The organism is Leifsonia psychrotolerans (genome assembly GCF_013410665.1).
GTDB classification, from domain to species: domain Bacteria; phylum Actinomycetota; class Actinomycetes; order Actinomycetales; family Microbacteriaceae; genus Cryobacterium; species Cryobacterium psychrotolerans_A.
Genome location: NZ_JACCFM010000001.1, coordinates 3,794,375 through 3,820,245 on the forward strand (window position 1 = coordinate 3,794,375; position 25,871 = coordinate 3,820,245).

Annotated in this window: 26 protein-coding genes and 1 tRNA gene; 14 read left to right on the forward strand and 13 right to left on the reverse strand. The window is 64.8% G+C overall.

Translation table 11 applies throughout. The features are described from left to right. Positions 1 to 9: 9 nt before the first annotated feature. Entirely contained in the window at positions 10 to 984 is a 975-nt protein-coding gene (locus HNR05_RS17210; protein ID WP_179580334.1) for an aldose 1-epimerase family protein, read from the forward strand. Further along, positions 981 to 2,252: a DUF445 domain-containing protein gene (locus HNR05_RS17215; RefSeq protein ID WP_343062669.1), complete on the forward strand. Its 1,272-nt coding sequence runs from the start codon at positions 981 to 983 to the stop codon at positions 2,250 to 2,252. The genes HNR05_RS17210 and HNR05_RS17215 overlap by 4 nt, the downstream gene beginning before the upstream one ends. Positions 2,253 to 2,343: 91 nt before the next feature. On the opposite strand, the gene HNR05_RS17220 is transcribed toward HNR05_RS17215, so the two are convergent. Then, a complete protein-coding gene (locus tag HNR05_RS17220) occupies positions 2,344 to 3,477 on the reverse strand; it encodes a hypothetical protein (RefSeq protein ID WP_179580336.1) in 1,134 nt (377 codons plus the stop codon). Positions 3,478 to 3,645: 168 nt separating this feature from the next. Further along, positions 3,646 to 3,718: transfer RNA gene (locus HNR05_RS17225), tRNA-Lys, on the reverse strand. 117 nt (positions 3,719 to 3,835) lie between these two features. On the opposite strand from HNR05_RS17225, the gene HNR05_RS17230 reads away from it, so the two are divergent. The 4 genes from HNR05_RS17230 (at position 3,836) to HNR05_RS17245 (ending at position 7,243) form a co-directional block, all read left to right on the forward strand. Further along, a complete protein-coding gene (locus HNR05_RS17230; RefSeq protein WP_179580338.1) occupies positions 3,836 to 4,465 on the forward strand; it encodes a DNA-directed RNA polymerase subunit beta in 630 nt (209 codons plus the stop codon). Positions 4,466 to 4,789: 324 nt separating this feature from the next. After that, the gene (gene sigK, locus HNR05_RS17235) at positions 4,790 to 5,374 is read left to right on the forward strand and encodes an ECF RNA polymerase sigma factor SigK (protein ID WP_425485111.1); all 585 of its coding nucleotides are present in this window, start codon (positions 4,790 to 4,792) and stop codon (positions 5,372 to 5,374) included. Further along, entirely contained in the window at positions 5,371 to 6,291 is a 921-nt protein-coding gene (locus tag HNR05_RS17240; RefSeq protein WP_218868926.1) for an anti-sigma factor, read from the forward strand. Before sigK ends, HNR05_RS17240 begins: the two co-directional genes overlap by 4 nt. Before the next feature lie 64 nt (positions 6,292 to 6,355). After that, on the forward strand, positions 6,356 to 7,243 hold the full coding sequence (locus HNR05_RS17245) for an aminodeoxychorismate lyase (protein WP_179580340.1): 888 nt from the start codon (positions 6,356 to 6,358) through the stop codon (positions 7,241 to 7,243). Between the two features lie 117 nt (positions 7,244 to 7,360). Here HNR05_RS17245 and pstB read toward each other — a convergent pair whose 3' ends face one another. The 8 genes from pstB to HNR05_RS17285 form a co-directional block, all read right to left on the reverse strand. Further along, positions 7,361 to 8,140 carry a phosphate ABC transporter ATP-binding protein PstB gene (pstB, locus tag HNR05_RS17250; RefSeq protein WP_179580342.1) on the reverse strand — a complete coding sequence of 260 codons (780 nt, stop codon included), beginning with the start codon at positions 8,138 to 8,140 and terminating at the stop codon, positions 7,361 to 7,363. A 22-nt stretch (positions 8,141 to 8,162) separates the two neighbouring features. Next, positions 8,163 to 9,299 (reverse strand): phosphate ABC transporter permease PstA, encoded by a 1,137-nt coding sequence (gene pstA, locus HNR05_RS17255; RefSeq protein ID WP_179580344.1) that lies wholly within the window; start codon positions 9,297 to 9,299, stop codon positions 8,163 to 8,165. Beyond that, positions 9,299 to 10,258 carry a phosphate ABC transporter permease subunit PstC gene (gene pstC / locus HNR05_RS17260; RefSeq protein ID WP_179580346.1) on the reverse strand — a complete coding sequence of 320 codons (960 nt, stop codon included), beginning with the start codon at positions 10,256 to 10,258 and terminating at the stop codon, positions 9,299 to 9,301. Before pstC ends, pstA begins: the two co-directional genes overlap by 1 nt. A gap of 112 nt (positions 10,259 to 10,370) precedes the next feature. Beyond that, positions 10,371 to 11,465: a phosphate ABC transporter substrate-binding protein PstS gene (pstS, locus tag HNR05_RS17265; protein ID WP_179580348.1), complete on the reverse strand. Its 1,095-nt coding sequence runs from the start codon at positions 11,463 to 11,465 to the stop codon at positions 10,371 to 10,373. Positions 11,466 to 11,648: 183 nt separating this feature from the next. Then, complete coding sequence (locus HNR05_RS17270; RefSeq protein WP_179580350.1) at positions 11,649 to 12,587, reverse strand: NUDIX hydrolase; 939 nt, start codon at positions 12,585 to 12,587, stop codon at positions 11,649 to 11,651. Continuing rightward, entirely contained in the window at positions 12,584 to 14,773 is a 2,190-nt protein-coding gene (locus HNR05_RS17275) for an RNA degradosome polyphosphate kinase (protein WP_179580352.1), read from the reverse strand. Before HNR05_RS17275 ends, HNR05_RS17270 begins: the two co-directional genes overlap by 4 nt. A 65-nt stretch (positions 14,774 to 14,838) precedes the next feature. Then, positions 14,839 to 15,786 carry a mycothiol synthase gene (gene mshD, locus HNR05_RS17280; RefSeq protein WP_179580354.1) on the reverse strand — a complete coding sequence of 316 codons (948 nt, stop codon included), beginning with the start codon at positions 15,784 to 15,786 and terminating at the stop codon, positions 14,839 to 14,841. Then, complete coding sequence (locus HNR05_RS17285; protein ID WP_179580356.1) at positions 15,761 to 16,456, reverse strand: winged helix-turn-helix transcriptional regulator; 696 nt, start codon at positions 16,454 to 16,456, stop codon at positions 15,761 to 15,763. Before HNR05_RS17285 ends, mshD begins: the two co-directional genes overlap by 26 nt. 71 nt (positions 16,457 to 16,527) lie before the next feature. Here HNR05_RS17285 and HNR05_RS17290 point away from each other — a divergent pair, with 71 nt between their 5' ends. The 3 genes from HNR05_RS17290 to ygfZ all read left to right on the forward strand — a co-directional run bounded on the left by HNR05_RS17290 (position 16,528) and on the right by ygfZ (position 18,739). Further along, a complete protein-coding gene (locus tag HNR05_RS17290; RefSeq protein ID WP_179580358.1) occupies positions 16,528 to 16,791 on the forward strand; it encodes a hypothetical protein in 264 nt (87 codons plus the stop codon). A 137-nt stretch (positions 16,792 to 16,928) separates the two neighbouring features. Next, the gene (locus tag HNR05_RS17295) at positions 16,929 to 17,540 is read left to right on the forward strand and encodes a heme-binding beta-barrel domain-containing protein (RefSeq protein WP_179580360.1); all 612 of its coding nucleotides are present in this window, start codon (positions 16,929 to 16,931) and stop codon (positions 17,538 to 17,540) included. Between the two features lie 8 nt (positions 17,541 to 17,548). After that, positions 17,549 to 18,739, forward strand: a complete 1,191-nt coding sequence (ygfZ, locus tag HNR05_RS17300) for a CAF17-like 4Fe-4S cluster assembly/insertion protein YgfZ (protein ID WP_179580362.1) — start codon at positions 17,549 to 17,551, stop codon at positions 18,737 to 18,739. An 831-nt stretch (positions 18,740 to 19,570) separates the two neighbouring features. On the opposite strand, the gene HNR05_RS17305 is transcribed toward ygfZ, so the two are convergent. After that, the gene (locus HNR05_RS17305; RefSeq protein ID WP_179580364.1) at positions 19,571 to 20,404 is read right to left on the reverse strand and encodes a class I SAM-dependent methyltransferase; all 834 of its coding nucleotides are present in this window, start codon (positions 20,402 to 20,404) and stop codon (positions 19,571 to 19,573) included. Positions 20,405 to 20,437: 33 nt separating this feature from the next. Here HNR05_RS17305 and HNR05_RS17310 point away from each other — a divergent pair, with 33 nt between their 5' ends. Next, positions 20,438 to 21,187, forward strand: coding sequence for a phosphoglyceromutase (locus tag HNR05_RS17310; protein ID WP_179580366.1), 750 nt, complete (start codon positions 20,438 to 20,440; stop codon positions 21,185 to 21,187). Positions 21,188 to 21,412: 225 nt separating this feature from the next. On the opposite strand, the gene phoU is transcribed toward HNR05_RS17310, so the two are convergent. After that, positions 21,413 to 22,069 carry a phosphate signaling complex protein PhoU gene (gene phoU, locus HNR05_RS17315; RefSeq protein ID WP_179580368.1) on the reverse strand — a complete coding sequence of 219 codons (657 nt, stop codon included), beginning with the start codon at positions 22,067 to 22,069 and terminating at the stop codon, positions 21,413 to 21,415. 174 nt (positions 22,070 to 22,243) lie between these two features. On the opposite strand from phoU, the gene HNR05_RS17320 reads away from it, so the two are divergent. Together HNR05_RS17320 and HNR05_RS17325 are read left to right on the forward strand one after the other, a co-directional pair. Continuing rightward, positions 22,244 to 23,419 carry a sensor histidine kinase gene (locus HNR05_RS17320; protein ID WP_179580370.1) on the forward strand — a complete coding sequence of 392 codons (1,176 nt, stop codon included), beginning with the start codon at positions 22,244 to 22,246 and terminating at the stop codon, positions 23,417 to 23,419. Continuing rightward, complete coding sequence (locus HNR05_RS17325; protein WP_179580372.1) at positions 23,416 to 24,099, forward strand: response regulator; 684 nt, start codon at positions 23,416 to 23,418, stop codon at positions 24,097 to 24,099. Before HNR05_RS17320 ends, HNR05_RS17325 begins: the two co-directional genes overlap by 4 nt. A gap of 93 nt (positions 24,100 to 24,192) precedes the next feature. Here HNR05_RS17325 and HNR05_RS17330 read toward each other — a convergent pair whose 3' ends face one another. Beyond that, positions 24,193 to 24,759: a DNA modification methylase gene (locus HNR05_RS17330; protein ID WP_179580374.1), complete on the reverse strand. Its 567-nt coding sequence runs from the start codon at positions 24,757 to 24,759 to the stop codon at positions 24,193 to 24,195. A 160-nt stretch (positions 24,760 to 24,919) separates the two neighbouring features. Between HNR05_RS17330 and HNR05_RS17335 the strand changes: the two genes are divergently transcribed. Next, positions 24,920 to 25,402 (forward strand): CarD family transcriptional regulator, encoded by a 483-nt coding sequence (locus HNR05_RS17335; RefSeq protein WP_179580376.1) that lies wholly within the window; start codon positions 24,920 to 24,922, stop codon positions 25,400 to 25,402. Between the two features lie 106 nt (positions 25,403 to 25,508). Next, positions 25,509 to 25,871: IspD/TarI family cytidylyltransferase (locus HNR05_RS17340; RefSeq protein ID WP_179580378.1), on the forward strand; the 363-nt coding region annotated here is incomplete at its 3' end.

The window sequence follows — 25,871 nt, forward strand, 5'->3', positions numbered from 1 at the left end:
GCTGGGCCTATGCGCGCACCCACCGGCACTCAGCATCACCTTCGTCGTGAGACCACGACCGGCCTCGCGACCGCCACCATCACCGAGATCGCAGCGGGTCTCCGTTCATATGCCGTGAACGGCATTGACCTGGTCGAGACCTTCGCCGAGCACAGCACGCCCCCGATGGCCGCCGGAATCGTGCTGGCGCCCTGGCCCAATCGCATCCGTGACGGGGCGTGGACGCAGAATGGCGTGACCCGCCAGCTGGCCCTCACCGAGCCGGCCCGGCGCAACGCCAGTCATGGACTCCTGCGGTTTGTGCCATACAGCGTGGTTAACCAGACAGCGGACTCGATCACGCTCGCGGCCACGATCTTTCCGCAGACCGGCTATCCGTTCCACCTCGAGACCACCGTCAGCTATGCCCTCACCGAAACTGGGATTGAGGTCACACACGGAGTGCAGAATGTGGGGCAGGATGCCGCGCCCTACGCGGTTGGAGCCCATCCGTATCTGCAGATCGGCGGGGTTCCGAGCAGTGAACTGACGCTCACCGTGAACGCGGCAACTCGCATTCTGGTCGACGAGCGGCAGAATCCTGTCGGCCAGGAGGCCGTGACCGGCACCGACTTCGATCTGCGCGCGGGGCGGCGCGTGGGTGAGCTCGACCTCGACACCGGGTACGCGGACGTGTCGATCGTTGATGGCCAGAGCGAGCACGCGCTCACTGCTTCTGACGGACGTTCGGTCTGTCTCTGGGGTGATGCGAACGTGAGATACGTGCAGGTGTTCACGCCGACGGGCTTCCCCGCGCCCGGTCACGCTCTGCCGGGTTTCGAAGCCGGCACTATTCACCAAGCCGTCGCGATCGAACCGATGACGGCTCCGGCGAACGCGTTCAACACCGGTGAGGGCCTGCACTGGGTGGCGCCCGGAGAACGGTGGGCGGTGCGCTGGGGTATCCGTCACCGCGGGTTCCCAGTGCAGGCGGAACGCCCGTGACCACGGTGCGCGTTCCGCTCAGCCCGGCGGATGCCGCCCGTCAGGTGGCGCTCACCCGCATGAAGCGCCTCGCCACGGGGCTCCTGCTCGTGATGGCCGTCATCTTTGCCGTTTCATTCGCACTGCAGGACCGCTATCCGTGGCTGCACTACGTGCGGGCGGCGGCCGAGGGCGGCATGGTCGGCGCGATCGCCGATTGGTTCGCGGTCACGGCACTGTTTCGGTATCCGCTCGGCCTGCATATACCGCACACCAATATCATCGCCAGTCGCAAGAACGAGATCGGGGCGAGCCTGGGCGAGTTCGTCGAGACGAACTTTCTCTCGGATTCCGTCGTGCGCGGCAAACTCGAATCGATGGGCATCTCCAGAAGCATCGGCACGTGGCTAGGCAGTCCCGAAAATGCGGGGCGGGTGAGCCAGGAGCTTGCGGTGGCCGCGCGCGCGGCGCTGAATCTGCTTGACGACGACATTCGCACACTGATCGAATCGGCGGTGCGCGAGCATCTGCTTCCACCGGCATGGGCGCCGAGCATCGGTCGGGTGGGGGAGAAGCTCGTGGCCTCAGGGCAGCAGCAGGCCGCGGTTGACCTGCTGCTCGTCAAAGCCGACGGCTGGTTGCGAGCGCATCCGGAATCATTTGGCACCGCAGTGTCGGACCGCCTGCCAGGGTGGCTGCCGGGCTTCATCGACAAGATGGTCGACGATCGCATGTATCGCGAGGCTCTCGGTTTCATCGAAGCGGTTCGAGTGACACCGGGGCACCCGCTCCGGGGGGCGATCGACCGGTACCTGGCCGACCTCATGCGCGACCTGCAGCACGACCCGGCGACGATCGAGCGGGTTGAAATATTCAAGCTTGATCTTCTCGACAGTCCACGGTTGCGTGAATTCGCTTCGGAGACCTGGGATTCCGTGAAGTCCGCGCTGCTCGGCGCGCTCGACGACCCCGAGGGGGCGTTGCTCGCCGGGATCCGGTCGACCCTCGGCGATTTCGGCGCGCGTCTCGCTCGCGATGAGACACTCGCCGGCAAGATCGACCGCTGGATCGCCGACACGCTCAGTTATATCGTGGTCAACTACCGCCACGAGATAGCCGGGGTCATCACCGAGACGGTCGAGCGTTGGGACGCGGCCGAAACGACGGAGAAGATCGAACTACAGGTCGGCAAAGACCTGCAGTTCATTCGTATCAACGGCACGGTCGTCGGCGCGCTGGCCGGCCTTGCGATCTTTGCCACTGCGCAGGGTGTGGCGGCACTGTTCTAGCGGTCCGCAGTGGTGGTTCGGCAGCGGCTCGGCCTGCCTCGCAGCGGCTCGGCCTGGCTCGGTGCGGCCCGGCGGCGCGGCGACGTACCAGCTACGGTGCGACCGCCGCGATGACGGCGGCATGCAGGTCGAGTAGCGGCGCCGTGCGCTCGGCCGGCCCCCGCCCGAAGCCGCACTCCGTGGCGACACCAAACTGATCAATACCCGCTGCGGTGAGCGGCGCGCTCGCCGCCCGGATGCGACGACTCGCGCCGTCGATACCGTCCTCGTGGTGCACGAGCCCGAGATAGAGCTCGGTTTCGGCGTTCAGCTCCAATGATGCCAGTGGAGCAAAGTAGGCGGCGTCGTCACGTTCGATCGGAACGGGCAGGTGCACCCAGTTGATCGGGCGCCTCACGGCGGAGCGCAGGCCGTTGGCGACGGCGACCAGGTTGGCCGAGGTCGGTGGTTCGACGAAGTGCGATTCGGCAACATCGCCGTAACAGAGGTGGAAACCCAGCTCCACGCCGGCCGGAACGTGGGAGCCAGCGCGGGCCGCGAGCCTCACACAGCCATCGATGACGAGCGGTGAGCCGGGCTCGTGCAGCGTCGCTGTCGTCTCGGAAACGGCGTCATCCGTTTCGATGAACCAGGCTTCGAGGGGGCCGCCGCCGAGCGAGACGTGCTCAATGTAGGCGAACTCGGTGGCCAGGTCGATCTGAATGGCGAGGTCGTCGGCCGGAATGGCGGCGCAGATCGCGTCGATCTCGCGCAGCATCGCGCGCTCGTAGGCGGGGTAGACCTCGGCTTGATCCCGGGCGAAGACGTAGCTGGTGATGGGGGCGAGCGGCGAGGGCAGACAGACCTGAAATCGGGTGTGCGGCGCGATGACGCCCGCGTCGCGCAGGGCCATGAAGCGGGCGTAACTGTCACGGGCCGCGCTGGCATAGCCGAGTGGGCCGAACTCAAGGTTTTCGGATTCGACGGTGCCATCGAGGGCGAGCGGGCGCAGGTCGAAACCGGCGACGATGATCGGGTCGATCGGCAGGCGCGTGAGGCCAGGCGTGGCGTCGAAGGCGGCGCCCTGAAACAGGATCCAGTGAAATCGCTCGCCGACCTCACCATCGGGGATGCGGGCAAGGTCTGCGCCCAGGTGCTCGGAGACGATGCGGAATGTGCCGTCGGCGGTGGGCTGGTTGATGGAACCGACGAGGTGGGCACCGCGCACGAGAGGGAACTGGGTCATCCGGTCATCCTAGGCGACAGGCGGCTCTGTGATCGCGTCATGGCGGTTCGCGGCGGGACGAGTGCTCTCGCTCGGCGACCGGTCTCGCGCTGACAAAAATTTGGCCCCCGGCCCAGGCAGCTGCCTGAATCGGGGGCCAAACGTGGTGCGGCGGGTAACCACACAGCGTGGGCCCCGTCGGGCTCGAACCGACGACCCAAGGATTAAAAGTCCTTTGCTCTACCAACTGAGCTAGAGGCCCGCGGTTAATAACTTAGCGTGGATTGAGGACTGGTTTTTGTCGCTACCGTTGGAGCTGTACTCCATCCGGCATTCCGCGCCGTTCAGCGCGCAGCCCCATTCCCGTTGGGAGGACGACATGGCTGAAGATTTTCACAAACCCACCCAGTTCTCGGGCAGCAAGTTCGAGTCGTTCACCGGCGGCGAAGACCCAGCGCAGATCAGTCGGGTCGCACACGAAACGGCCGAGGCGATTCTGTCGCGCGTGCGCAACGACCCGGACCCGGCCATCGTCGAACGCCTCGTGGCCTACACCGACGAGCACGGCATCGATGCGGTCGCCGAGCTGTGGTCCCGGGCGACCCCGCGCAGCCTGCCGGGCGCCCTCTGGCGGATCTACCTGATTCGGTTGCTGATCCGGCAGGATCCCACCGGCACCGCATACCTCTATCAGCGCGGTGCCGAGGTCGCCGTCACCATCGACCCCGTGGTTGCGGGCGCCCCGACTCCGACCGGCCCCGATGAGATCATCGCACTCGCCAACGAGATTCTGCGCGGTGTCTTCACGGGCGACTTCGCCGTCGCCCTCGATCGGGCCGCGGCCTTCTGCCGCGTGATCGCGATGGGATGCACGAGTGTTGCCGATGATTCGGATGCCGCCGCGCCGGCCCGTTCCAGCGAGCTCACCACGCGCGCGCTCCGGTTTTCCACCGTTGCGCAAGAGTTCACCTCATCCGCGCGGCTCTGGCGGTTGGGCTCGCTCGAATAGCACGCCAACACGCGCACCGGCCCCTGCGTCAGCCGACGGCGAACAGTCGATTTCGACGGTGAACCCGCCGCCGTCCTCGATTACACTGGACCCTGGTCGGACCGCAGTAACCCCGGGCTCCAATATTCGCCGCCAAGAGCGGCCTTCCGCCGAGAGGCGTTCTGCGGTCTGGCCTCACTCTCGGAGCGTGCTTTCCCGCTCCGGCCATCGGCCTGCCTCCACGTGAATGAGGCCGCCGAAATTCGACCGGCTCGACCAATCCAATTGGGCATCCGCACCGAACCACGTGTATGGATCGGGAGAAAAACTGACATGCTGAGACTCATGACAGCTGATCTCCCGACGCATGTTGACGAGAATGCTCCTGCCTCCCCGGCTGAACTTCTGGCCCGGGTCTCGCAGGGCGATCAGGGCGCTTTTAGCGAGTTGTATGACCAGCTGGCGCCGAGGGTGCTCGGTCTCGTTAAACGACTCTTGATCGACCACGCCCAATCGGAGGAAGTGACGCAAGAAATTTTTCTCGAAATCTGGCAAACCGCCTCTCGCTTTGATGGTCAGCGTGGGGCAGCATCCACCTGGATCATGACGATGGCTCACCGCCGTGCAGTCGACCGCATCCGTGCCTCACAGGCTGGCCGCGATCGCGATAATCGCATCGGGCTGCGGGATCGAGCGGTCGAGTACGACCATGTTGCAGAAACTGTAGAAGTTCGAATCGAGAGTGAAAGGGTGAACCGAGCGATGTCCAAGCTGACCGATCTGCAGAGTCAAGCCGTGCGCTTGGCCTACTACGGCGGTTACAGTCAGAGCGAAGTCGCCGGCCTGCTGCAGATACCGCTCGGGACCGTGAAAACACGGCTGCGAGACGGCATGATCCGATTGCGTGACGAGATGGGGGTGGCACTGTGACTGACAACATGAACCCGGGCAACCGTGAGAGCGCCGGTGGCCTACGCGATCTGGCCGGTGCCTACGCCCTCAATGCGCTCAGTAGCGACGAGAAGGTCGACTATGAGCGTCACCTCGACGTGTCGGAGCAGGCCCGATCCGAGGCTGCAGAGCTCGCCGAGACGGCGGCAATTCTCGGCCGCGCCGCCGCGCCCGTGCAGCCGTCGGCCGCGCTCAAGTTCGATCTGATGGCCCTGCTCGCGTCGACCCCTCAGCTGCCGCCGCGGGCCGTTCCCGCAGACGCACCCTCGTCGGATGCTGCGCCTTCTGCCACGGCTGCGCCTGTGGCCCCGCAGACTCCTGCAGTCCCGCAGACTCCCGTGGTCCCGCAGACTCCTGCGGACCGGGCGCAGGGCGCAGAGACACCCTCCCCGGCCTCGCCGCCCTCCGCACTGGAGAGCACGGTCGCCCGCCGCTGGTTCCAACGCCCCGCGGGCATTCTTCTCAGCGTCGCTGCTGCGGCCGCGCTCTTCTTCGGTGGTCTCGCGATCGGGCAGGGACTCACCGCACCGACACAATTCGAACAGCAGCAGGCGGCCGGATTGGCCGAGATCAACGCGGCACCGGACGCGCAGCGTGCAACGGCACGTGCGACCGACGGGCAGAAAGTCACACTGGTCTGGTCGGGCGAACTGGGACGCTCTGCTTTGCTCGCGGATTCACTGCCCACGCTGCCGAAAGATCAGGCATACCAGCTCTGGTACATCGACGCGGCCGGTGCGGTTTCGGCGGGCACCTTCACCTCGTCCGGCGACGGCACGGTCTGGCGCGTGCTCGACGGAACGATGAAGGCCGGCGACGCCGTCGGAGTGACCGTCGAGCCGGCGGGTGGCTCGAAGCAGCCGACGAGCACGCCGATCGTGGCCATTCAGAGCTGACCGGCTTGCTGGCTGGCCACGCTGGACGGCACGGCCGGTGAGGTGCTACGGCTAGGCTCGCTTCATGACCCTGCCCTTCACGCTGTTGATTGACCCGGTGCCCGCAGACTCGACCCGCATCGACTTCGAGGACACCTTCCACGCCATCGATTCCTCGGCTCCGGCCCTGCGCGTGGCAGAGCTCAGCACGCAGCGTGGCGACGGGATCTTCGAAACGCTCAGCGTCGTGAACGGCCACCCACAGGAGGTCGAACCGCATATCAGCCGACTCGTGAACTCGGCACGCATCTGTGATTTGCCGGAGCCGCATCCGGGCCAGTGGCGGGCCGCCATCGCGCGTGCCGTTGCTGAGATTCCCGGTGAGGGCGAGCTCGCCCTCAAATTTGTGCTCAGCCGCGGCGTCGAAGCCGGTCCGGCGCCGACGGCCTGGCTGCACGCCACTCGCGCCCCCGACCACAGCCGGGTGCGCGAGCAGGGGGTGCGCGTTGTCACACTCGACCGCGGCTACCCGCGCGGGGTCGCCGAGCGGGCGCCCTGGCTGCTTATGGGCGCGAAGACGCTCAGCTATGCCATCAATATGGCGGCACTCCGCGAGGCGCACCGTCGAGGCGCTGACGACACGATCTTCCTCACGACCGACGGCTACGTGATGGAGGGGCCAACCTCGAGCGTCATCATGCGCAGGGGCGGCATCTACGTCACGCCGGCGCCGAGCGGTGCGATCCTGCACGGTACGACCCAGCAGAGCGTCTTCGACTATCTCGAAGCGGCGGGCGAGCGCACCGAGTACCGTGACGTGACTCTCGACGACTTACGCAGCGCGGATGCCGCCTGGCTCGTCTCGAGCGTTCGATTGGCCGTCGCGGTGACGGAGCTCGATGGCGAGCAGTTTCCGGTTGATGCCGACCTGACTCGGGCAATCAACGCGAACCTGTTGGCGCGCACGGCATAAGGCTGTCGTTTGAGGGTCTCGACACGCTCGACCAACGGACCTGGCTGTCGTTTGAGGGTCTCGACACGCTCGACCAACGGACCCGTTGGTCGAGCGTGTCGAGACCGCGGGAGCGAATCAGCCGAAGCGACCCGACACATAGTCCTCGGTGGCCTGCACACTCGGATTCGAAAAGATCGTCGTCGTGTCGTCGTATTCGATCAGCTTGCCCGGCTTGCCCGTGCCGGCAATGTTGAAGAACGCGGTGCGGTCCGAGACCCGTGAGGCCTGCTGCATGTTGTGCGTCACGATCACGATCGTGTAGTCCTTCTTCATCTCTTCGATCAGGTCCTCGATGGCGAGGGTCGAGATCGGGTCGAGGGCCGAGCAGGGCTCGTCCATCAGGATGACGTCCGGCTGCACCGCAATGGCCCGGGCGATGCACAGACGCTGCTGCTGTCCGCCCGACAAGCCGGATCCCGGACGGTCAAGACGGTCCTTGACCTCGTTCCACAGGTTTGCCCCGCGCAGCGCCTTCTCGGTCAGATCGTCGGCATCGCTCTTGGCCATCCGTCGGTTGTTGAGCTTCACGCCGGCCAGCACGTTGTCTTTGATCGACATGGTTGGGAACGGGTTGGGGCGCTGGAACACCATGCCCACCTGACGGCGCACGAGCACCGGGTCGACACCGGGGCCGTAGAGGTTGTTGCCGTCGATGAGCACCTCGCCCTCGACTCTGGCGCCCGGAATGACCTCGTGCATACGGTTCAGCGTGCGGAGGAACGTGGACTTGCCACAGCCACTGGGGCCGATGAACGCCGTCACGGTGCGCGGTTCTATCGTCAGGGTGACGCCTTCGACGGCGCGAAAATCGCTGTAGTAAACGTTCAGGTCGTTGACTTCAATGCGCTTGGACACGGTGGTTCCTTTCGCGGGCGCGTTAGCGGCCGAGCTTGGGGGAGAAGATCTTGGCGATGAGACGGGCGAGCCCGTTCAAAACCATCACGATGAGAATGAGGGTGAGCGCCCCGGCCCAGGCACGGTCGATGTAGGCCTGGAAATCGGCGCCCTGGTTCATATACTGCGTGTACACGAATACGGGCAGAGTCATCATCCGCTCGCTGAACAGGTTGTAGTTCATGCTTGCCGTAAACCCGGAGATGATCAACAGCGGTGCGGTCTCGCCGATCACCCGGGCGATCGAGATCATCACACCCGTCACGATTCCGGCGACGGATGTGGGCAGCACAACCTTCAGGATGGTCAGCCATTTCGGCACCCCGAGTGCGTAGGCGGCCTCTCGCAGTTCGTTCGGTACGAGCTTCAGCATCTCTTCGCTCGAGCGCACGACGACGGGGATCATCAGCACCGATAGGGCGATCGCGCCGCCGAAACCAAATCTGATCCCCGGGTCGTTGAAGATCAGTGAGAAGAAGGCAAAGGCGAACAAACCGGCCACGATCGAGGGGATGCCGGTCATCACGTCGACGAAGAACGTGATGCCGCGAGCCAGGCGTCCCCGACCGTACTCGGTGAGGTAGAGCGCCGCGAGCAGGCCGATCGGAACCGAAATCAAGGTCGCGACACCTGTGACGAGCAAAGTTCCCACGACGGCGTGCAGTGCCCCGCCGCCCGCGCCCACGACATTGCGCTGCGATTCGGAGAAGAACGTGGGGGTGAGGAAGGCGGGCAGACCGTTGACGAGGGTCGTGCCGATGAGAGAGACCAGGGGCAGCAGCGCCAGCACGAACGCGGCGCTGACGAGCGCGGTGACCAGGCGGTCCCGTGCCTTACGCACGCCTTCCACGAAGTACGACAGAGCGAAGATCATGATGCAGAAGAGCACACTGCCGAAGAACAGGGTGCCGGCCCAGTTGAAGCCGTCGGTCGCGCCGGCGGCAGAGAGCATGAGGAAGACCGCACCGGTGAGTAGCCAACTGCCGAGCAGCACCCACAGCGGTGTGCGGCGGGGGAGTTTTCCGGCGGTCAGGGAGTTCGTCAACGGGCGCGCATCCGGGCGTGCAACCGGGGTCGACTCCGGGGGAGCGAGGGGCGGTGTTGAGGTGGCCGTGGTCATCAGTTCGCTCCCGAGAAGGCCTTGCGGCGGTTGATGATGAAGCGGGCAAGCATGTTCACGGCGAGCGTGATGAGGAAGAGGATGAGGCCGGTGGCGAGCAGAATGTTCACGCCCGTGCCGTGAGCCTCGGGAAAGTTCAACGCGATATTCGCCGCGATGGTCGTGGGGTTCTCTGAGGTGAGAAGGTGGAAGATGATCTGGGGGCTCGGGGAGAGCACCATGGCGACGGCCATTGTCTCGCCGAGGGCGCGGCCGAGGCCGAGCATGCTGGCCGAGATGATGCCGGCGCGGCCGAACGGCAGCACGGCCATCTGGATCATCTCCCAGCGGGTCGCTCCGAGTGCGAGCGCAGCTTCTTCATGGAGCACCGGAGTCTGCAGGAACACTTCGCGGCAGATTGCCGTGATGATCGGCAGCACCATGACGGCGAGCACGATCGCGACAGTCAGGATGGTGCGTCCGGTGCCGGAGACGGGGCCGGCGAAGAGGGGGATCCAGCCAAACCACTCGACCAGCGTCGTGTAGAACGGCTGCACCAGCGGAGCGAGCACGGTGATGCCCCAGAGGCCGAACACAACCGACGGAACGGCTGCGAGCAGATCGATGATGTAGCCGAGTCCCTGGGCGAGGCGACGGGGCGCATAGTGCGAGATGAACAGCGCGATGCCGATCGCCAACGGAACGGCGATGAGCATCGCGAGGAACGCCGCCCAGATGGTGCCGAATGCGAGCGGCCAGACGTAACTCCAGAACGAGCTGAAGCCGCCCTTGAAATCGGCGGCCGGTGCCACAAAAGCCGGCAAGCTCTGCACAAACAGAAAGACCGCCACGGCGGCCAACACAGCGAGGATCAACCCGCCCGATACCACGGTCAACGTTCCGAATACCCGGTCGCCCGGTCGTTGCTTGACCTTCGTCGAGGGGACCATACGGCTGCCCGGCTGCGCGGTGGTGGTCATTCCTGGCGTCTCCCTGGGGGTGGGTTTCGTTGGTGTGAGTGGTGGTGCGGGGGTGCCCGGCCGGCATCTCGCACTCACTGAGCGGATGCCGGCCGGGCCGGTGAGACTCGAGTTACTTGATGGTGGCGATCACCGCAGCGACCTTGCTCTGCAGCTCGGCCGAGAGTGGGGCTGCTCCGGCGGACGCGGCGGCTTCCTTCTGGCCGTCCTCGCTGGCCATGTAGCCAACGTACGACTTCACCAGTTCACCCTTGGCGGCGTCGGCGTAGTCGGTGCAGACAATGGCGTAGCTGATCAAAACGAGCGGGTAGTGGCTCGCATCCGTCGTGGTGCGGTTGAGCTGGATGGCGAGGTCATCGGCGGCACGGTCGGCCACCAGGGGGGAGTCATTGACGACGGCCGCGGCGGCTTTCGCGGTGTAGCCCACGAAGGTGTCGCCAACCTTGATCTTCGCAACACCGAGCGAGCCGGCCCGTGAGGCGTCGGCGTAACCGATTGTGCCCACGCCGTTCGTCACAGCGCTGACGACGCCGGATGTTCCCTGCGCGCCTTCGCCCGAGCTGTAGGGGAAGGGGTCTGCCGGCTTTTCGGTCCAGACGTCCGGCGCAACCTGATTCAGGTAGTCGGTGAAGTTCTTCGTGGTGCCCGAGTCGTCCGAGCGGTGCACGGCGGTGATCGGGGTGGCGGGCAGCTTCTCGTCGGGGTTCAACGCGACAATGGCGGCGTCGTTCCAGGTCGTGATGTCGCCCGTGAAGATCGACGCGAGTGTCGCTGCATCAAGGTTCAGGTTCTTCACACCGTCGACGTTGAAGATCACGGCGATCGGTGAGATGTAAACCGGCAGGTCGACGGCCTTGGTGCCGGGAGCACAGCTGCCGAAGGCGGCTGCCAGCTCCTCATCTTTCAGATAGGAGTCAGAACCGGCGAAGTCGGAGCCTCCGGCGGCGAAGGTCGTGCGGCCGGCCCCCGACCCCGACGGGTCATAGTTGATGGTGACGCCGGAGTTGGCGGTCTGGAACTTGGCGATCCAGGCCTCCTGTGCTGCACTTTGCGACGACGCGCCAGCAGCATTGATGGTGCCGGTGAGGGTGCTGGCGGGTGCCGATTCGCTCGGCGACGCCGAGCTTTCGTTTGCGGCACAACCGGTCAGAGCGAGAGCGGCCACGGCGAGAACTGCGGCGGGGGCGCTGTAACGCTTGATTTTCACGGAAAATCCCTTCGAGGGGTTGAAAACAGGACGATGACCGGTCGTATTTTTGCCTCTCGGCCGATCAGTCACTGACGCTACGTTGTCGTGTTAACGACACTCCCTTACCGTGGTGAACGGGAGGTGAACGGGTCTCGAAGTTCCCGGTGCGTTAGGTCTTAGAAAACCTGTCTGGAGCCGAAATTACAGCCGAGGTGCATGGGTTTCGATCGCGATGATGCCCGAGCTCGGGTTGTCGACGGAGAAATGCACTACCGAGAATCCACCGGTCTCGAGGTCGGCGGCCGCCGAGAGGTACGAGCCAAGTGCCGTGCCTGTTGCCAGTGCCATCTCGCGCAGAATGTCGGGCAGGACCGGCCCGTGGCTGCAGAGCACGGCGGTCTTGCGAGAGCGCACCCGTTTGCCGATCACCTGCCGCACATCCGCTGTGCCCGCCGTGAGCGCGTCTTGGCTGATCAGCTCGGTGCGTTTGATCGGGATGCCCGTGCTGGCCGAAAGCGGAGCCACCGTCGTGACACACCGCGTGGCAGTGCTCGAGATGATGCGTCGCGGACGCCACGCAGTGAGAGTGTCAACGGCGCTCGCCGCCTGCAACACTCCGCGCTCGGACAGCGGGCGGCTGTCGTCGGGGCCGTCCCATTTGCCCGGCGGCACGGCCTTGCCATGACGCAGGGCGATCAGAGCGAAGGTGTGGGTGACTCCCTGATCGACCAGGGCGGCGAACGCCTCGAGGATCTCGACATCCGGTGGGTAACTGAGATAGCTGCGGGCTCGCTTGATCGTGACCCATTCGATGGCGGCGACCTCGCCGTTCGGCACGAATGTCGAGTGCTGGATCGCCTCGGGGCTGACCTCGGCGGCCCAATAGTGCACGATCTTCTCGCGACCATTGGGCATGACGTAGTGCGAGACTCCCAACGGTACTCCGAGTGCAACAGCGAGCCCGGTCTCCTCCTCGATCTCGCGCACGGCCGTGCGCGGCAGAGATTCGCCCGGGTCGACCTTGCCCTTCGGGATGGTCACATCACCGTGCACCGTGCGGTGAATCAGAAGAACGTGCATTTTGCCGTCGATGAACCTCCAGCACACGGCGCCGGCGGCGTAGATCGCCGTTTCGGTCATCGACGGATAGCCTGACGTGTGCGGTGCCCGATCTGTTGCATGAGCCTATTTTGCATGTCATCGAGTGGCTGGCCCGAATCGTCGCGGTCGTGGCGTGTCCATTCTCCGGACTCGCTCAGCCACCATGATGAGGTGCGGTCGTCCATCGCGCGGTCGAACAGCGCCGAGACTTCGGCCAGATGCTCGGGGGCGACCAGACGCACGAGCGCTTCGACGCGGCGGTCGAGGTTGCGGTGCATCATGTCAGCGCTGCCGATGAAGATCTGAAGATCGCCTGCGTTGTAAAACGAGAAGATGCGCGAATGTTCGAGGTAGCGCCCGAGAATCGAGCGCACACGAATGTTCTCGCTCATGCCGACCACCCCCGGCTTCAGGCTGCAGATGCCGCGCACCCAGATGTCGACTTTCACCCCCGCCTGGCTGGCTCGGTACAGTGCGTCGATGATGGCCTCATCGACCATCGAGTTGACCTTGATCCGGATGCCGGCCCGCTCGCCGGCAAGGGCGGCAACCGTTTCATCGCTGATGCGCTTCAACAGCGCCTTGCGCAGGTGCAGCGGGGCCACGAGCAGGCGCTTGAACTTCTTTTCAATGGCATAGCCCGAGAGCTCGTTGAACAGGCGGGTGAGATCTTTGCCGACCTGCGCATCCGCGGTGAGCAGACCGAGGTCTTCGTAGATGCGGCTGGTCTTGGGGTTGTAGTTGCCGGTGCCGATGTGGCTGTAGTGGCGCAGCACACCCTGCTCCTGCCGCACCACGAGGGCCAGCTTGCAGTGCGTCTTCAAGCCGACCATGCCATAGACGACGTGCACGCCCGCCTTCTCGAGCTTGCGGGCCCAGGAGATGTTCGCCTGTTCGTCGAAGCGGGCCTTGATCTCGACGAGCGCGAGCACCTGCTTGCCTGATTCCGCCGCGTCGATGAGAGCCTCGATGATGGGACTGTCGCCGGAGGTTCGGTAGAGCGTCTGCTTGATGGCCAGTACCTGCGGGTCTGTGGCGGCCTGCTCGAGGAACGCTTGCACACTCGTCGCAAACGATTCGTAGGGATGGTGCAGCAGAATATCGCCGCGTGCGATCGCGCTGAACACGTCGGGTTCCAAATTGGGTTCACCGGGCATCAGTTGCACGGCCGTGGTCGGGACGTGCTTGGCAAAGTGCAGGTCGGGACGATCGATGCGGGACAGATCGAACAGGCCGCCCAGATCGAGCGGTGCCGGCAGCCGGTACACCTCTTGGTCGGTGACATCGAGTTCGCGCACGAGCAGGCCGAGGGTGACCTCATCCATGTCCTCGGTGATCTCGAGACGGATCGGCGGGCCGAACCGGCGTCGCAGCAACTCCTTCTCGAGCGCCTTGATCAGGTTTTCCGTCTCGTCTTCCTCGATCTCGACGTCTTCGTTACGGGTGACCCGAAAAATGTGGTGCTCCAGCACCTCCATGCCGGGAAAGAGGTCGCCGAGATGATTGGCGATCAGGTCTTCCAAGGTGATGAAGCGGATGCTCTCCAACGGTTCGCTGCGATCGACGCGCACAAAGCGGGGCAGCATCGACGGCACTTTGAGTCGGGCAAACTCCTGTCTGCCGGTCTTCGTGTTGCGCACGCGAATGGCCAGGTTGAGCGAGAGCCCTGAAATGTACGGGAACGGATGCACCGGGTCGACGGCCAGAGGCATCAGCACCGGAAAGATCTGGTTGGAGAAGTAGTCATGCAACGATGCATGCTCGGATTCGCTGAGCTCGTCCCAGTTGACCACGTCGATACCCGCGGCGGCGAGGGTCGGACGCACCAGGGAATGGAACGCCTGCGCGTGCCGATCCTGCAGGGCGTGGGCGGCCTGTGAAATATCCGAGAGCACGTCTTGTGGTGCGCGACCCACGTTGGTCGGAACCGCCAGCCCGGTGAGAATGCGACGCTTCAAACCGGCCACGCGCACCATGAAGAACTCGTCGAGGTTGCTGGCGAAGATCGCGAGGAAATTCGCTCGCTCCAGCACGGGGATATCGGGATCTTCGGCAAGTTCCAACACACGCTGGTTGAACGCCAGCCAACTCAGTTCGCGGTCGAGGTAGCGCTCGTCGGGCAGCGCTGGATCGTTGGCTCCGATCAGCGGATCGAAGTCATCGTCGAAGTCACTGCCGAAATCGCTGCTGAAAGCAATCTCGGTCTGCACGCTGTCGCCATCCATTGCACCATCTTGACACTGTGCGGCGACAACGACGAAGGATCACGGTGAACGGATGCTGAACCCACTCACTGAAGGCGACGCTCGTAGCGCACGTCGATGGTGAAATCCGTGAAGCCCAGCGAACGGTAGAGGCGCACAGCACCCTCGTTGTCAGCCTCGACATAGAGCGACGCCGAGGTGCAGCCGCGCTCGGCCATGCGCACAAGACCGCGCTGCATCAGCAGGCGGCCGAGGCCGTGACCGGCGGCATCCGGGTGGATGCCGATGACGTAGATCTCGCCTGTGCCCTGGCCCGGTTCGATCTTCAGCCAGTTGTAGCCGATCATGCGCCCGGCGGGGTCGCGCGCGACAAGAAAATCTCCGGCGTCGAACCACGGCTCGGCCAGGCGTGCGGCGAGATCGTTCAGGGTCAGCGCGCCCTGCTCGGGATGCGAGGCGAAGACGAGGGCGTTGAGGGCCAGCCACTCCGCCTCATCCTGTCCGGCCACGAACGGGGTGACGGTCGTGGTGCCGAGGGCGCCGGGACTCGCCGGAGAAGGTGCCGGCGCGAGCGTGTCGAGCCGCAGCTGCAGCAGCGTGCGCACCGCAACGAACCGGTGCCGTTCGGCGAGCACACGCGCAGCCGGGTGGTCGCCGTGCGCCCACACGCTCACCCGCTCCGCAAGGTGCGGCAGCAGCAGCCCCACGGCGGCATCACCGTGTCCAAAACCACGGTGCTCCGGCGCGATGACCAGGTCGAATTCTCCGTCACCGATGACGGCGGCGCCGATCGCAGTCCCGGCCGTGTCGACCCCGCGCTCGCCATCCTCGAGCTCGCCATCGCCTTCGCGCAGGCCTTCGTCGTCGCGCAGGTTGAGCAGAACCGGGGCGCGCCGCCCAGCCACCAGATCGAGCAGTGTTTGCTCGTTGAACGGTCGATAGCCGTCCACCTGAGTTGCCGCGTCGGCGATGCGACTGAGTTCGGCCAGGCCGGACGCATCCGTTGAATCAAGAAAGTTGAGCGAGAGAGACATGTGAGCCATTGTCGTCGTCGTGCACGGTGAAGCGGTAGCCCACGTTGCGCACCGTGCCGATCAACGACTCATGATCGCCGAGTTTCGCGCGCAGGCGTCGAACGTGCACGTCGACCGTGCGGGTGCCGCCGAAATAGTCGTAGCCCCAGACTTCGCTCAGCAACTGCTCGCGGGTGAAGACGCGGCTCGGGTGGGCGGCGAGAAAGCGCAGCAGCTCGAATTCCTTATAGGTGAGGTCGAGCACGGCGCCGTGCACCTTCGCCGAATAGCTGGCCTCGTCGATCACCAGACCTGCGGCCCGAATCGTCGTCGTCGGCGACTCTCGGCCGCGTCGGCCGGCCGCCAGACGGATGCGGGCATCGATCTCGGCCGGGCCCGCCGTGTCGAGGATCACATCGTCGGCGCCCCAATCGGGGCTGATCGCGGTCAAGCCGCCTTCGGTGACCACCAGGATGAGAGGAGCTGCGACACCGGCCGTTCCGATGACCTGACAGAGGGCCTTCGCTGCCACCAGGTTGGAGCGCGCATCGACGAGAATCAGGTCGAATTCGGGCGCGGAGAGAACCTGCGCTGCCGATGCAGAAGCAGAGCGAGTGCTATGCGAGAGCAGAGCCAGGGCGGGAAGAACCTCGTTGTTGACCGCCGAGGTGAGCATCAACAACTGTGCCAACCGCACCCTCCAAGGATCGGTGCCCATACTACAGTGCACGCGAATCTTGCCGCACTGGCACAATAGGGAGCGTGAACAGGCAGTGGATTTCCGTCGCAGTGGTGTGGTTGCTGGGCGCACTCTGCGCGCTTGTGGTCGGGTTGCTCTCCAGTCCGGGCAACTATCTGGCCTGGATCGGGCTCTCGCTGGCCGGATGCACCATCGCGACGCTCTGCATCCAACTCGCCACGGGGCAGAAGAAGGGCTATGTGAGCCGGGTGACCGCGAGCATCGTCGGAGCTACCCTGGTGCTGGCCGCAGCCACGGGCGTCTTCGCCCTGATGGGGCTCTCCTGAACCGGTAGAGTTGAGACATGTTGTCGCCGCTTGCACTTGAAATCTTCTTCCTGGGCCTCCTCGGACTGGCCAGCCTGTCGATCGCTTGGGTTTCCGTGATCGTCGTTCTTCGCTTGTACCGGGGGCAGCGGTAGTCGATGATCGAACTGCCGGCCGGCCTTCCGCCCGAACTTGTTCCGCTCTCGTGGCTGCTCGGAGTCTGGGAAGGGTCCGGCGTGCTCGACTACGCGATCGGTGACGAGACGATCACCCGCGAGTTCGGGCATCGGCTGAGCTTCAGCCACGACGGTTTGCCGTATTTGAACTACAGCTCGTACACCTGGCTCGAGCCCGAAGAGGGTTCCGACGAGGAGAAGACCCCTCTCGCGACCGAGTCTGGGTATTGGCGGCTGCACCGCCCACAGGGCGACGGCGATGCGGGCCCGGGTCTCGTGCCCGCGATCTCCGGCACACCCTATTCGGATGCCGAATCCGTCGAAAACCTGCGGAACGCCAACGGCGCTTTCGACGTGGAGGTCACCCTGGTCCACCCGGGTGGCGTCGCCGAGCTCTACCTGGGACAGGTCGCCGGTCCTCGAATCGACCTGGCCACCGACGCCGTCGTGCGCAGTGCAACGGCCAAGCCGTATGCGGCCGCGACCCGCCTGTACGGTCTCGTCGACAATCACCTGCTGTGGGCGTGGGACATCGCCGCCCTGGGCTTAGACCTGCGCACCCATGCGTCGGGTCGGCTCGCCCGAGTGGAATAGGCAGAACCATGACCGAACCAGCATCCGCCGCAGCATCCGCCGCCGCATCCGTCTCAGCGCTTCTCAGCCATGACGGAGCGGTGAACGGCACGGGGATCGACGCGGGTGTCGCCGCACACTATGGCGCGCCGATGATCGAGCAGCGTCGGCTGCACGCCGGCGAGGCGATCGTCGACCTGTCGCACCGCGGTGTGCTGGCGATCAGCGGGCCCGACCGCCTGAGCTGGCTCAACTCGATCTCGAGTCAGTCGCTCACGGGGCTGCAGCCGGGGCAGAGCACCGAAACCCTCCTGCTCGATCAGACCGGGCGCATCGAGTATGCGATGCAGGTGCTCGACGACGGGGTCGACCTCTGGCTGCTGGTCGAGGCAGCCGAACTGCCCGGCCTCGAAGCCTGGCTCAACAAGATGCGCTTCATGCTGCGGGTCGACGTGCGTGACTGCAGTGCCGACTACGCGACAATCGGCTCGATGGGTGCCCCGGCTGACCTGCCGGCACTCCAGCCGGCCGAGCCGAACGGCGTGCCGTTGGTCTGGCACGATCCGTGGAATCACGTCGCCACTGGCGGCTTCCAATATGCGCCAGCAGCCGAGCATCCGGGCGAATCGTGGACCTGGCGAGAGACCCTCGTGCCGCGCAGCGCACTTTCGGCGATCCGTGACGCGGCGCAGGCCGGCACGGTTCACCTCGCCGGGCTTCTCGCGTTCGAGGCGCTGCGCATTGCGGCCTGGAGGCCGCGACTGGCCACCGAGGGCGACGAGAAGACGATCCCGCACGAGCTGGATTGGCTGCGCAGCGCGGTGCACCTCGACAAGGGCTGCTACCGCGGGCAAGAGACCGTGGCGAAGGTGCACAACCTGGGGCATCCGCCGCGGCGACTCGTGCTGCTCCATCTCGACGGCTCGGACTCGGTGCTTCCCGTGCACGGCGATGTGGTCTCGGCCGACCGTGTGCTGCCCGGTGCTGAGCCGGAGCGCCGCCCGATCGGCACCATCACGTCCTGTGCCATGCACTATGAGCTCGGGCCGATCGCGCTCGCCGTGGTCAAGCGTTCGGTGCCGACCACCGTCACCGTGTATGTGGAGTCGCAGGGGCTGTCGATCTCGGCCGCGCAAGAGGCGATTGTGCCGCAGACGGCGGGCGCCGTGCTCGACATTCCGCGCATGCCGCGCCTGGGCATCCGGGCTCCCCACCGTTAACCCACCTGGTGTTCATCGGCCTGTGTCCGTTGATCGAGCGTGTCGAGATCACGTGAGCCAAGGTCGACCTCGCAACGCCAGGGTCTCGACAAGCTCGACCAACGACAGTTTGTGTCCGTTGATCGAGCGTGTGTCCGTTGATCGAGCGTGGGCCCGTTGATCGAGCGTGGGCCCGTTGATCGAGCGTGTCGAGATCACGTGAGCCAAGGTCGACACCGCATCACCGAGGTCTCGACAAGCTCGACCAACGACAGTTTGTGTCCGTTTATCGAGCGTGGGCCCGTTGATCGAGCGTGTCGAGATCACGTGAGCCAAAGTCGACATCGCAACGCCAGGGTCTCGACAAGCTCGACCAACGACAGTTTGTGTCCGTTTATCGAGCGTGGGCCCGTTGATCGAGCGTGTCGAGATCACGTGAGCCAAAGTCGACACCGCAACGCCAGGGTCTCGACAAGCTCGACCAACGACAGTTTGTGTCCGTTGATCGAGCGTGTCGAGATCACGTGAGCCAAGGTCGACACCGCAACGCCAGGGTCTCGACAAGCTCGACCAACGACAGTTTGTGCCCGTTGATCGAGCGTGGGCCCGTTGATCGAGCGTGTCGAGATCACGTGAGCCAAAGTCGACACCGCAACGCCAGGGTCTCGACAAGCTCGACCAACGACAGTTTGTGTCCGTTGATCGAGCGTGTGTCCGTTGATCGAGCGTGGCCCCGTTGATCGAGCGTGTCGAGATCACGTGAGCCAAGGTCGACCAGCGACAGTTTGTTGATCGAGCCTGTCGAGATCGAGCCTGTCGAGATCGTGCCAGCCGCGCAGCCATCGATGCTGCTTAACGACGCTGGCTCCAGGCGAACCCGAGCGGCTCCACCGACTCCCACGGCAGCGTCAGCTCGCCGAGCTTCCAGCGGTGCGGGCCGTTCTGCACCGGCCAGCCCTGCGCCTTGAGCGCCGTCACCGTCGCCAGCCAGCGCTGCTTCGGGCCGTACGCGGCCAGGGGCGCCTGATGCTGCCAATTGCGGTCAAGGTCGACCAGGAGCTGGTGGATGCGTTCACCGGGCACATTGCGGTGAATCAGAATCTTCGGCAGTCGCTCGGCCACGATTGACGGACGGTCCAGCTCGGCCAGCCGGAGCGACAAGCTGAACCGCACGGGGCCGTGAGGGCCGACATCCACCCACGCGGCGATACGCCCGATCTCGTCGCAGGTGCCGTCGATCAGTACGCCGTGCGGTTGCAGCCGGGGCACGACCATGCGCCAGGCCGGTACGACCTCCGATTCGTCGTACTGCCGCAGCACATTGAGCGCACGGATGACGGCGGGCTTGCGTCCCTTCGGCAGCGGCACCTCGAATCCACCGACCGCGAACGACACGCGTGCGTCGGCCGCGAAACCTGTTTGGCCGCCCCGCACCTCGCTGAGTTGCTCGTTCGCGCCCGCCACCCGGGCCGGGTCGATTTCGAGTCCGAGCACCTCGACATCCGCCCGCTTGTGGGCCAAGCGGTGATGCAATTCGAGGCTGGTCACGGCGCTGGCACCATAGCCCAGGTCGACGACGAGCGGGTCGGAGGTGTGGCGCAGCACCTTCAAGTGCCCGATCCAGCGGTCGATCCGCCGCAGTCGGTTCGTGTTGGTGGTTCCACGTGTGATTGTTCCGACCGGCATCCTTCTATTCTCCACTCTCGGTAGAGTTGAAGCATGTCTGCGCCATACACACTCGTCCTTCTCCGTCACGGCAACAGCCTGTGGAACCAGCAGAACCTGTTCACCGGTTGGGTGGACGTTCGACTGAGCGAACAGGGCATCGTCGAAGCCCGCCGGGCTGGCGAGCTGCTCGCCGAGGCCGGCATTCTGCCCGACATCGTGCACACCTCGGTGCTGACCCGCGCCATCCAAACCGCCGATCTTGCGCTCGAGCAGGCTGACCGCTCGTGGATCGACGTCAAGCGCTCCTGGCGTCTCAACGAGCGTCACTACGGCGCCCTGCAGGGCCTCGACAAGGCCGAGACGCTCGCGAAGTACGGCCCCGAGCAGTTCCAGCTCTGGCGTCGGAGCTTCGATGTGCCGCCGCCCGTGCTCGAGGCCGATGCCAAGTGGTCGCAGGTGGGCGACGCACGCTACGCCGACCTCGGCGACGCGGTGCCCCGCACCGAATGCCTGAAAGACGTCATCGAGCGGATGCTGCCCTACTGGGAGAACGACATCTCCGGCGACCTGCGCTCGGGCAAGACCGTGCTCGTCACGGCCCATGGCAACTCGCTGCGTGCGCTCATCAAGCACCTCGATGGAATCAGCGACGCCGACATCGCCGAGCTGAACGTCCCCACGGGCATCCCCCTTGTTTACAAGCTGGGCGAAGATCTCATGCCGCTCGGTCCGGGCGAGTACCTCGACCCGGAGGCCGCTGCCGCTGGCGCCGCGGCGGTCGCCGCTCAGGGCAAGAAGTAACCTTCTTTCCCACCACACACCGAGAACGGCCCGCTGACGAAACTCAGAGGGCCGTTTCTGTCTGTCTCGTGCGCCGAACGACGTGAGATCTTTTGTCCCCGGATTCGGAGATTCCGTGATTGTCCGGCGTGTCGTCGCGCGACACGCCGGCATCCGCTCGGATCTCCGAATCCGGGGACAGCGGCACACACGTTGAAACGTGGCGGATACGACGGATGCGAGGGGCTACGCGCCGAGGTCCGGCTGCCAGTCACCCGTGCCGAGGTACTGCACCTTCTTGGCGATCGATACCGCGTGGTCGGCAAAGCGCTCGTGGTAGCGACTGGCCAGCGTGGCATCCACCGTGTCGGACGCCTGGCCCTTCCAGGTCTCGCCGAGAACGGCGTCGAAGACGCTCAGGTGCAGGGCGTCGACCTTGTCGTCCTCGTTGCGAATGGTTTCGGCCAGTTTCATGTCTTCGGTGGTGAGCAGCTCGGTGAGCATGCGCGCGATTTCAACGTCGAGCGCACCCATCTGCGCGAAGGTCGGACGCAGGCTCTTCGGGATCACCTTGTCGGGGAACCGGTAACGGGCCAGCTGCGCGATGTGCGTCGACATGTCGCCCATTCGCTCGAGCGACGCACTGATGCGCAGCGCGCTCACGACGATCCGCAGGTCCCGGGCCACGGGCTGCTGCCGGGCGAGAATCGTGATGGCGAGTTCGTCGAGTTCGACCGTCAGCTCATCAATCTGGTTGTCGTCGGCGATGACATCTTCGGCCAGGCCGACATCTGACTCGTTGAACGCACGGGTCGCCTTATCGATCGAGACGGCGACGAGTCGGGAAATCTCGACAAGTCGCTCCTGAACCTCGGCAAGTTCCTGCTGGAACACTTCACGCATCGGTGTGGTCCTTCCTGGCCGCGCTGGGCAGCCGCTGAGACCCGACTGGTCCCCGAGCCATCATGCGGGTGCCAGGTTAACGGCAGGTGCCGCGGGCTTGAACACTTTCTAAAGTATCGTGCCCCACGCCGTTTACCGCGTGTGACGTGTGCGCGAGTCAGTAACGTAGACGATATGGAATCGACGTGGCTGGTGCTCGTGTCGCTGGCACTCGGTTTGGGTGTCGGTGCGGGGTTCGTCACCCTTCTGTACGCCGCCGAGCGGCATGGTAGGCAGGCCGCCGAGGTCGTCAACCCGGCCGTGCCCGACGGCATCGACCAGGTCCTCGACGCTCTGGAATCGGCGGGCGTCGTGCTCGACCCCTCGAACAATGTGGTGAAGGCTTCGCCGGGCGCCCACGCGCTCGGACTGGTCTGGAACCGCCAGCTGGTGCATCCCGAACTGCTCGATCTGGTCGCCGACGTGCGGCGTACCGGTGATGCTCGCGCCGAAGACCTGGTGCTCTCCCGCGGTCCGTTCGGCGACGCAAGCGCCCATTTTCGGGTGCGCCTGGCCACCCTGGGTACCCGCTATGTGCTGCTCCTGGCCGACGACCACACCGAGGCATTCCGGCTCGATGAGGTGCGCCGAGACTTCGTGGCGAATGTGAGCCACGAACTGAAAACCCCAATTGCCGCCGTCGGCTTGCTCGCCGAGGCTCTCGATCAGGCAGCGGATGAGCCAGTGCAGGTGCGCCGTTTCGCCGACCGTCTGATGGGGGAGTCACGTCGGCTCGCCCGGCTTACGCAGGAGATCATCGAACTCTCGCGGCTGCAGGCGCAGGAGGCACTCGCCACACCTGAACTGGTCGACGTCGACGCCGTGGTCGCCGATGCCATTGAGCAGAACCACGTTGTGGCCGCCGCGGCCGGCATCTCCATCGTCGTCGGAAAGAAGACCGGTGCCCTCGTGTACGGCGAGCAACCGTTACTCGTCATGGCCGTGCACAACCTCGTTGCGAATGCCGTCAATTACTCCTCCAACGGTTCGAGGGTCGGTGTGGGCGTGCGCCGCCACAAGGGAGCCGTGGAGATTACCGTCACCGACCAGGGCGTCGGCATTCCTGAGGTCGACCTAGACCGAGTGTTCGAACGATTCTTCCGCGTCGACGACGCACGTGCCCGCAATACCGGAGGCACCGGCCTCGGTCTCGCCATTGTCAAGCATGTGGTGCAGAACCACGGCGGCGACGTGCGTGTGTGGTCACAGCTCGGCAGCGGGTCGACCTTCACCATCCGTGTACCCGAGGCGCCACTGCCTCTGACCCCACCCCCGACCGCTTCGGCGGCGACAGGAGAACCCACCCCGTGACACGCATCCTTCTGGTTGAAGACGAGAGCGCTTTGAGCGAACCGCTGGCATTCCTGCTCGAGCGGGAGGGCTACGACGTGACGGTGGCCGAGAACGGCCACGCGGCGATCCTCGAGTTCGATCGGACGAGCCCCGACGTCATCCTGCTCGACCTCATGCTGCCGGGACTCTCCGGCACCGAGGTGTGCCGGCAGATTCGCACGCGATCGACCGTGCCGATCATCATGCTCACGGCCAAAGACTCCGAGATCGATATCGTCGTCGGCCTCGAGCTCGGCGCTGACGACTACGTCACCAAGCCGTATTCGACTCGCGAACTGCTTGCCCGGATTCGGGCGATTCTGCGCCGCCGTAACGATGACGAGCCGCACGAGAATGAATCCGTGCTGAGCTCGGGTACCGTTTCGATGGACATCGAACGGCACACCGTGTCAGTCTCGGGCGTCGTGGTTCCGATGCCGCTCAAAGAGTTTGAACTTCTCGAGTTTCTGCTGCGCAACGCCGGTCGGGTGCTCACCCGCGGTCAGCTGATCGACCGGGTCTGGGGCGTCGACTATTTCGGCGATACGAAAACGCTCGACGTGCACATCAAGCGCATCCGTTCACGCATCGAGGCCACGCCGTCTGAGCCGACAATGCTGGTCACGGTGCGCGGGCTCGGCTATCGGTTCGAGGCCTAACCGGCCCCGGGCCATCCGTTCAACGACAGACGCCCGGTGCGAGGCATAAGCCGTCGCGCCGAGCGTCTGTGGGTGAAACGTACCGAACCGAACCTACGGAGCGGTGGTCTCGGTCGGAATCGGGTTGCCGGTGGGAAGCGGAGCACCATTCGGCTCGATGGGGATGATGTCAGCCGTCGGCTTCGGCGACGGTGTCGGGGAGAAGCTCGAGTATTCAGGCAGTGAGGTCGTCAGAACCGGAACGAGAAGCTCGATTCCGGTCTGTTCGCCGTACTGGAAGAAAAGGGGAAGCAGGGCGCCGGGAATGGCGTCGAATCCCTCGAGCACGATGCCGGGCTGCCCCGTGTCGCCGAACGACGTCGTCGAGTTCGCGGGAACATCGACCTGCTGGGTGACCTTCTTGCCGCCAGCGGAGAACTGAACAGTCAGGGTCTGCTCGGTCTTACCCGAGTTGACCACGGTGACAAGAAGGTTGCCGAGTTCGCCATTGTCGGAAATCAGCACAGCGTTACGGATGGCGAGATCGCCCACGTTGCCGCTCACTCCGTCGCTTGCGTCATAGATATTGGTTGTCGCCTGAGGTGCAAACAGGTTGCAGCCACTCGTGCCCAACAGAATGCCAGCCGCCACTACGACGGATGCAACGATACGCGCCCTCACAAGACCTCCACAACGGTTCGGCGTTCAACCTGCTCGGTCGAAGCGCCGCAAAATTACGCTTTGAGTTTAGCTTACCGGTGTTCCGGCCGTAGGGTGAGCAGGCCGAACCCTATCATTGACGCCTGTGGTATCCTAGAGGTTGCGGAAGGGACATCAGGACATGCTGTTTGAGGTTGGTGAAACTGTCGTTTATCCCCACCACGGAGCTGCAACGATTACCGAAGTCAAGACGCGCCTCATCAAGGGTGAAGAGAAGCTTTACCTGAAATTGAACGTCACCCAAGGGGATCTCACCATCGAGGTTCCTGCTGAAAACGTCGAACTCGTGGGCGTGCGCGACGTCATCGGTCGCGAAGGCCTCGATCACGTCTTCGAAGTTCTCCGCGCCCCGTTCACCGAAGAACCCACCAACTGGTCACGCCGGTACAAGGCGAATCTTGAAAAGCTCGCCTCCGGCGATGTCATCAAGGTGTCAGAGGTCGTGCGCGACCTGTGGCGTCGCGACCAGGATCGAGGTCTCTCAGCCGGCGAGAAGCGCATGCTGGTCAAGGCCCGTCAGATTTTGATTTCCGAGCTCGCCTTGGCTGAGAAGACCGACGAAGAGAAGGCATCAAGCGTTCTCGACGAGGTTTTGGCCTCATAGTTTTTCTGGAGAGAAAGGCGGCGCCGCGAGGCGCCGCCTTTCTCGTCTTCTCGCCCGCAGCATCCCGCTCACCCTCGATATCCCCACCAACAGAGAGCATCCAGACATGACCGACATGACCGCGCCGACCATTGCGGTCATCGTCGTCGCCGCTGGGAGCGGCTCGCGGCTCGGCCACGCCGAACCGAAGGCGTTTGTTCCGCTGGCGGGGAAGTCAATTCTGGAGCGCGCACTCGAGGGAGTGCTGGGCATGCGCGATGCCGTGCAGTTGATCGTCGTCGCCCCGGCCGATCGCCTCGCCGAAACGCGGCAGATCAGCGAACGCGCGGCGTCGGCGCGGTTCGACCAGCTGGGCCGCAGCGACGCCGCTGTGGTTGTCGTTGCCGGGGGCGCCACCCGTCAAGAATCGGTGCAGGCAGGCTTGGCTGCGCTTTCACCCGGCATCGACACGGTGCTCGTGCACGACGCG

Excerpts from the sequence above, each read along its gene's own strand:
- HNR05_RS17210 (WP_179580334.1), top strand. The coding sequence starts at position 10 with ATGCGCGCACCCACCGGCACTCAGCATCACCTTCGTCGTGAGACCACG.
- HNR05_RS17220 (WP_179580336.1), bottom strand. The coding sequence starts at position 3,477 with ATGACCCAGTTCCCTCTCGTGCGCGGTGCCCACCTCGTCGGTTCCATC.
- HNR05_RS17230 (WP_179580338.1), top strand. The coding sequence starts at position 3,836 with ATGGCTGAAGATTTTCACAAACCCACCCAGTTCTCGGGCAGCAAGTTC.
- sigK (WP_425485111.1), top strand. The coding sequence starts at position 4,790 with ATGACAGCTGATCTCCCGACGCATGTTGACGAGAATGCTCCTGCCTCC.
- HNR05_RS17245 (WP_179580340.1), top strand. The coding sequence starts at position 6,356 with ATGACCCTGCCCTTCACGCTGTTGATTGACCCGGTGCCCGCAGACTCG.
- pstA (WP_179580344.1), bottom strand. The coding sequence starts at position 9,299 with ATGACCACGGCCACCTCAACACCGCCCCTCGCTCCCCCGGAGTCGACC.
- pstC (WP_179580346.1), bottom strand. The coding sequence starts at position 10,258 with ATGACCACCACCGCGCAGCCGGGCAGCCGTATGGTCCCCTCGACGAAG.
- HNR05_RS17270 (WP_179580350.1), bottom strand. The coding sequence starts at position 12,587 with ATGACCGAAACGGCGATCTACGCCGCCGGCGCCGTGTGCTGGAGGTTC.
- HNR05_RS17275 (WP_179580352.1), bottom strand. The coding sequence starts at position 14,773 with ATGGATGGCGACAGCGTGCAGACCGAGATTGCTTTCAGCAGCGATTTC.
- mshD (WP_179580354.1), bottom strand. The coding sequence starts at position 15,786 with ATGTCTCTCTCGCTCAACTTTCTTGATTCAACGGATGCGTCCGGCCTG.
- HNR05_RS17295 (WP_179580360.1), top strand. The coding sequence starts at position 16,929 with ATGATCGAACTGCCGGCCGGCCTTCCGCCCGAACTTGTTCCGCTCTCG.
- ygfZ (WP_179580362.1), top strand. The coding sequence starts at position 17,549 with ATGACCGAACCAGCATCCGCCGCAGCATCCGCCGCCGCATCCGTCTCA.
- HNR05_RS17305 (WP_179580364.1), bottom strand. The coding sequence starts at position 20,404 with ATGCCGGTCGGAACAATCACACGTGGAACCACCAACACGAACCGACTG.
- HNR05_RS17310 (WP_179580366.1), top strand. The coding sequence starts at position 20,438 with ATGTCTGCGCCATACACACTCGTCCTTCTCCGTCACGGCAACAGCCTG.
- phoU (WP_179580368.1), bottom strand. The coding sequence starts at position 22,069 with ATGCGTGAAGTGTTCCAGCAGGAACTTGCCGAGGTTCAGGAGCGACTT.
- HNR05_RS17320 (WP_179580370.1), top strand. The coding sequence starts at position 22,244 with ATGGAATCGACGTGGCTGGTGCTCGTGTCGCTGGCACTCGGTTTGGGT.
- HNR05_RS17335 (WP_179580376.1), top strand. The coding sequence starts at position 24,920 with ATGCTGTTTGAGGTTGGTGAAACTGTCGTTTATCCCCACCACGGAGCT.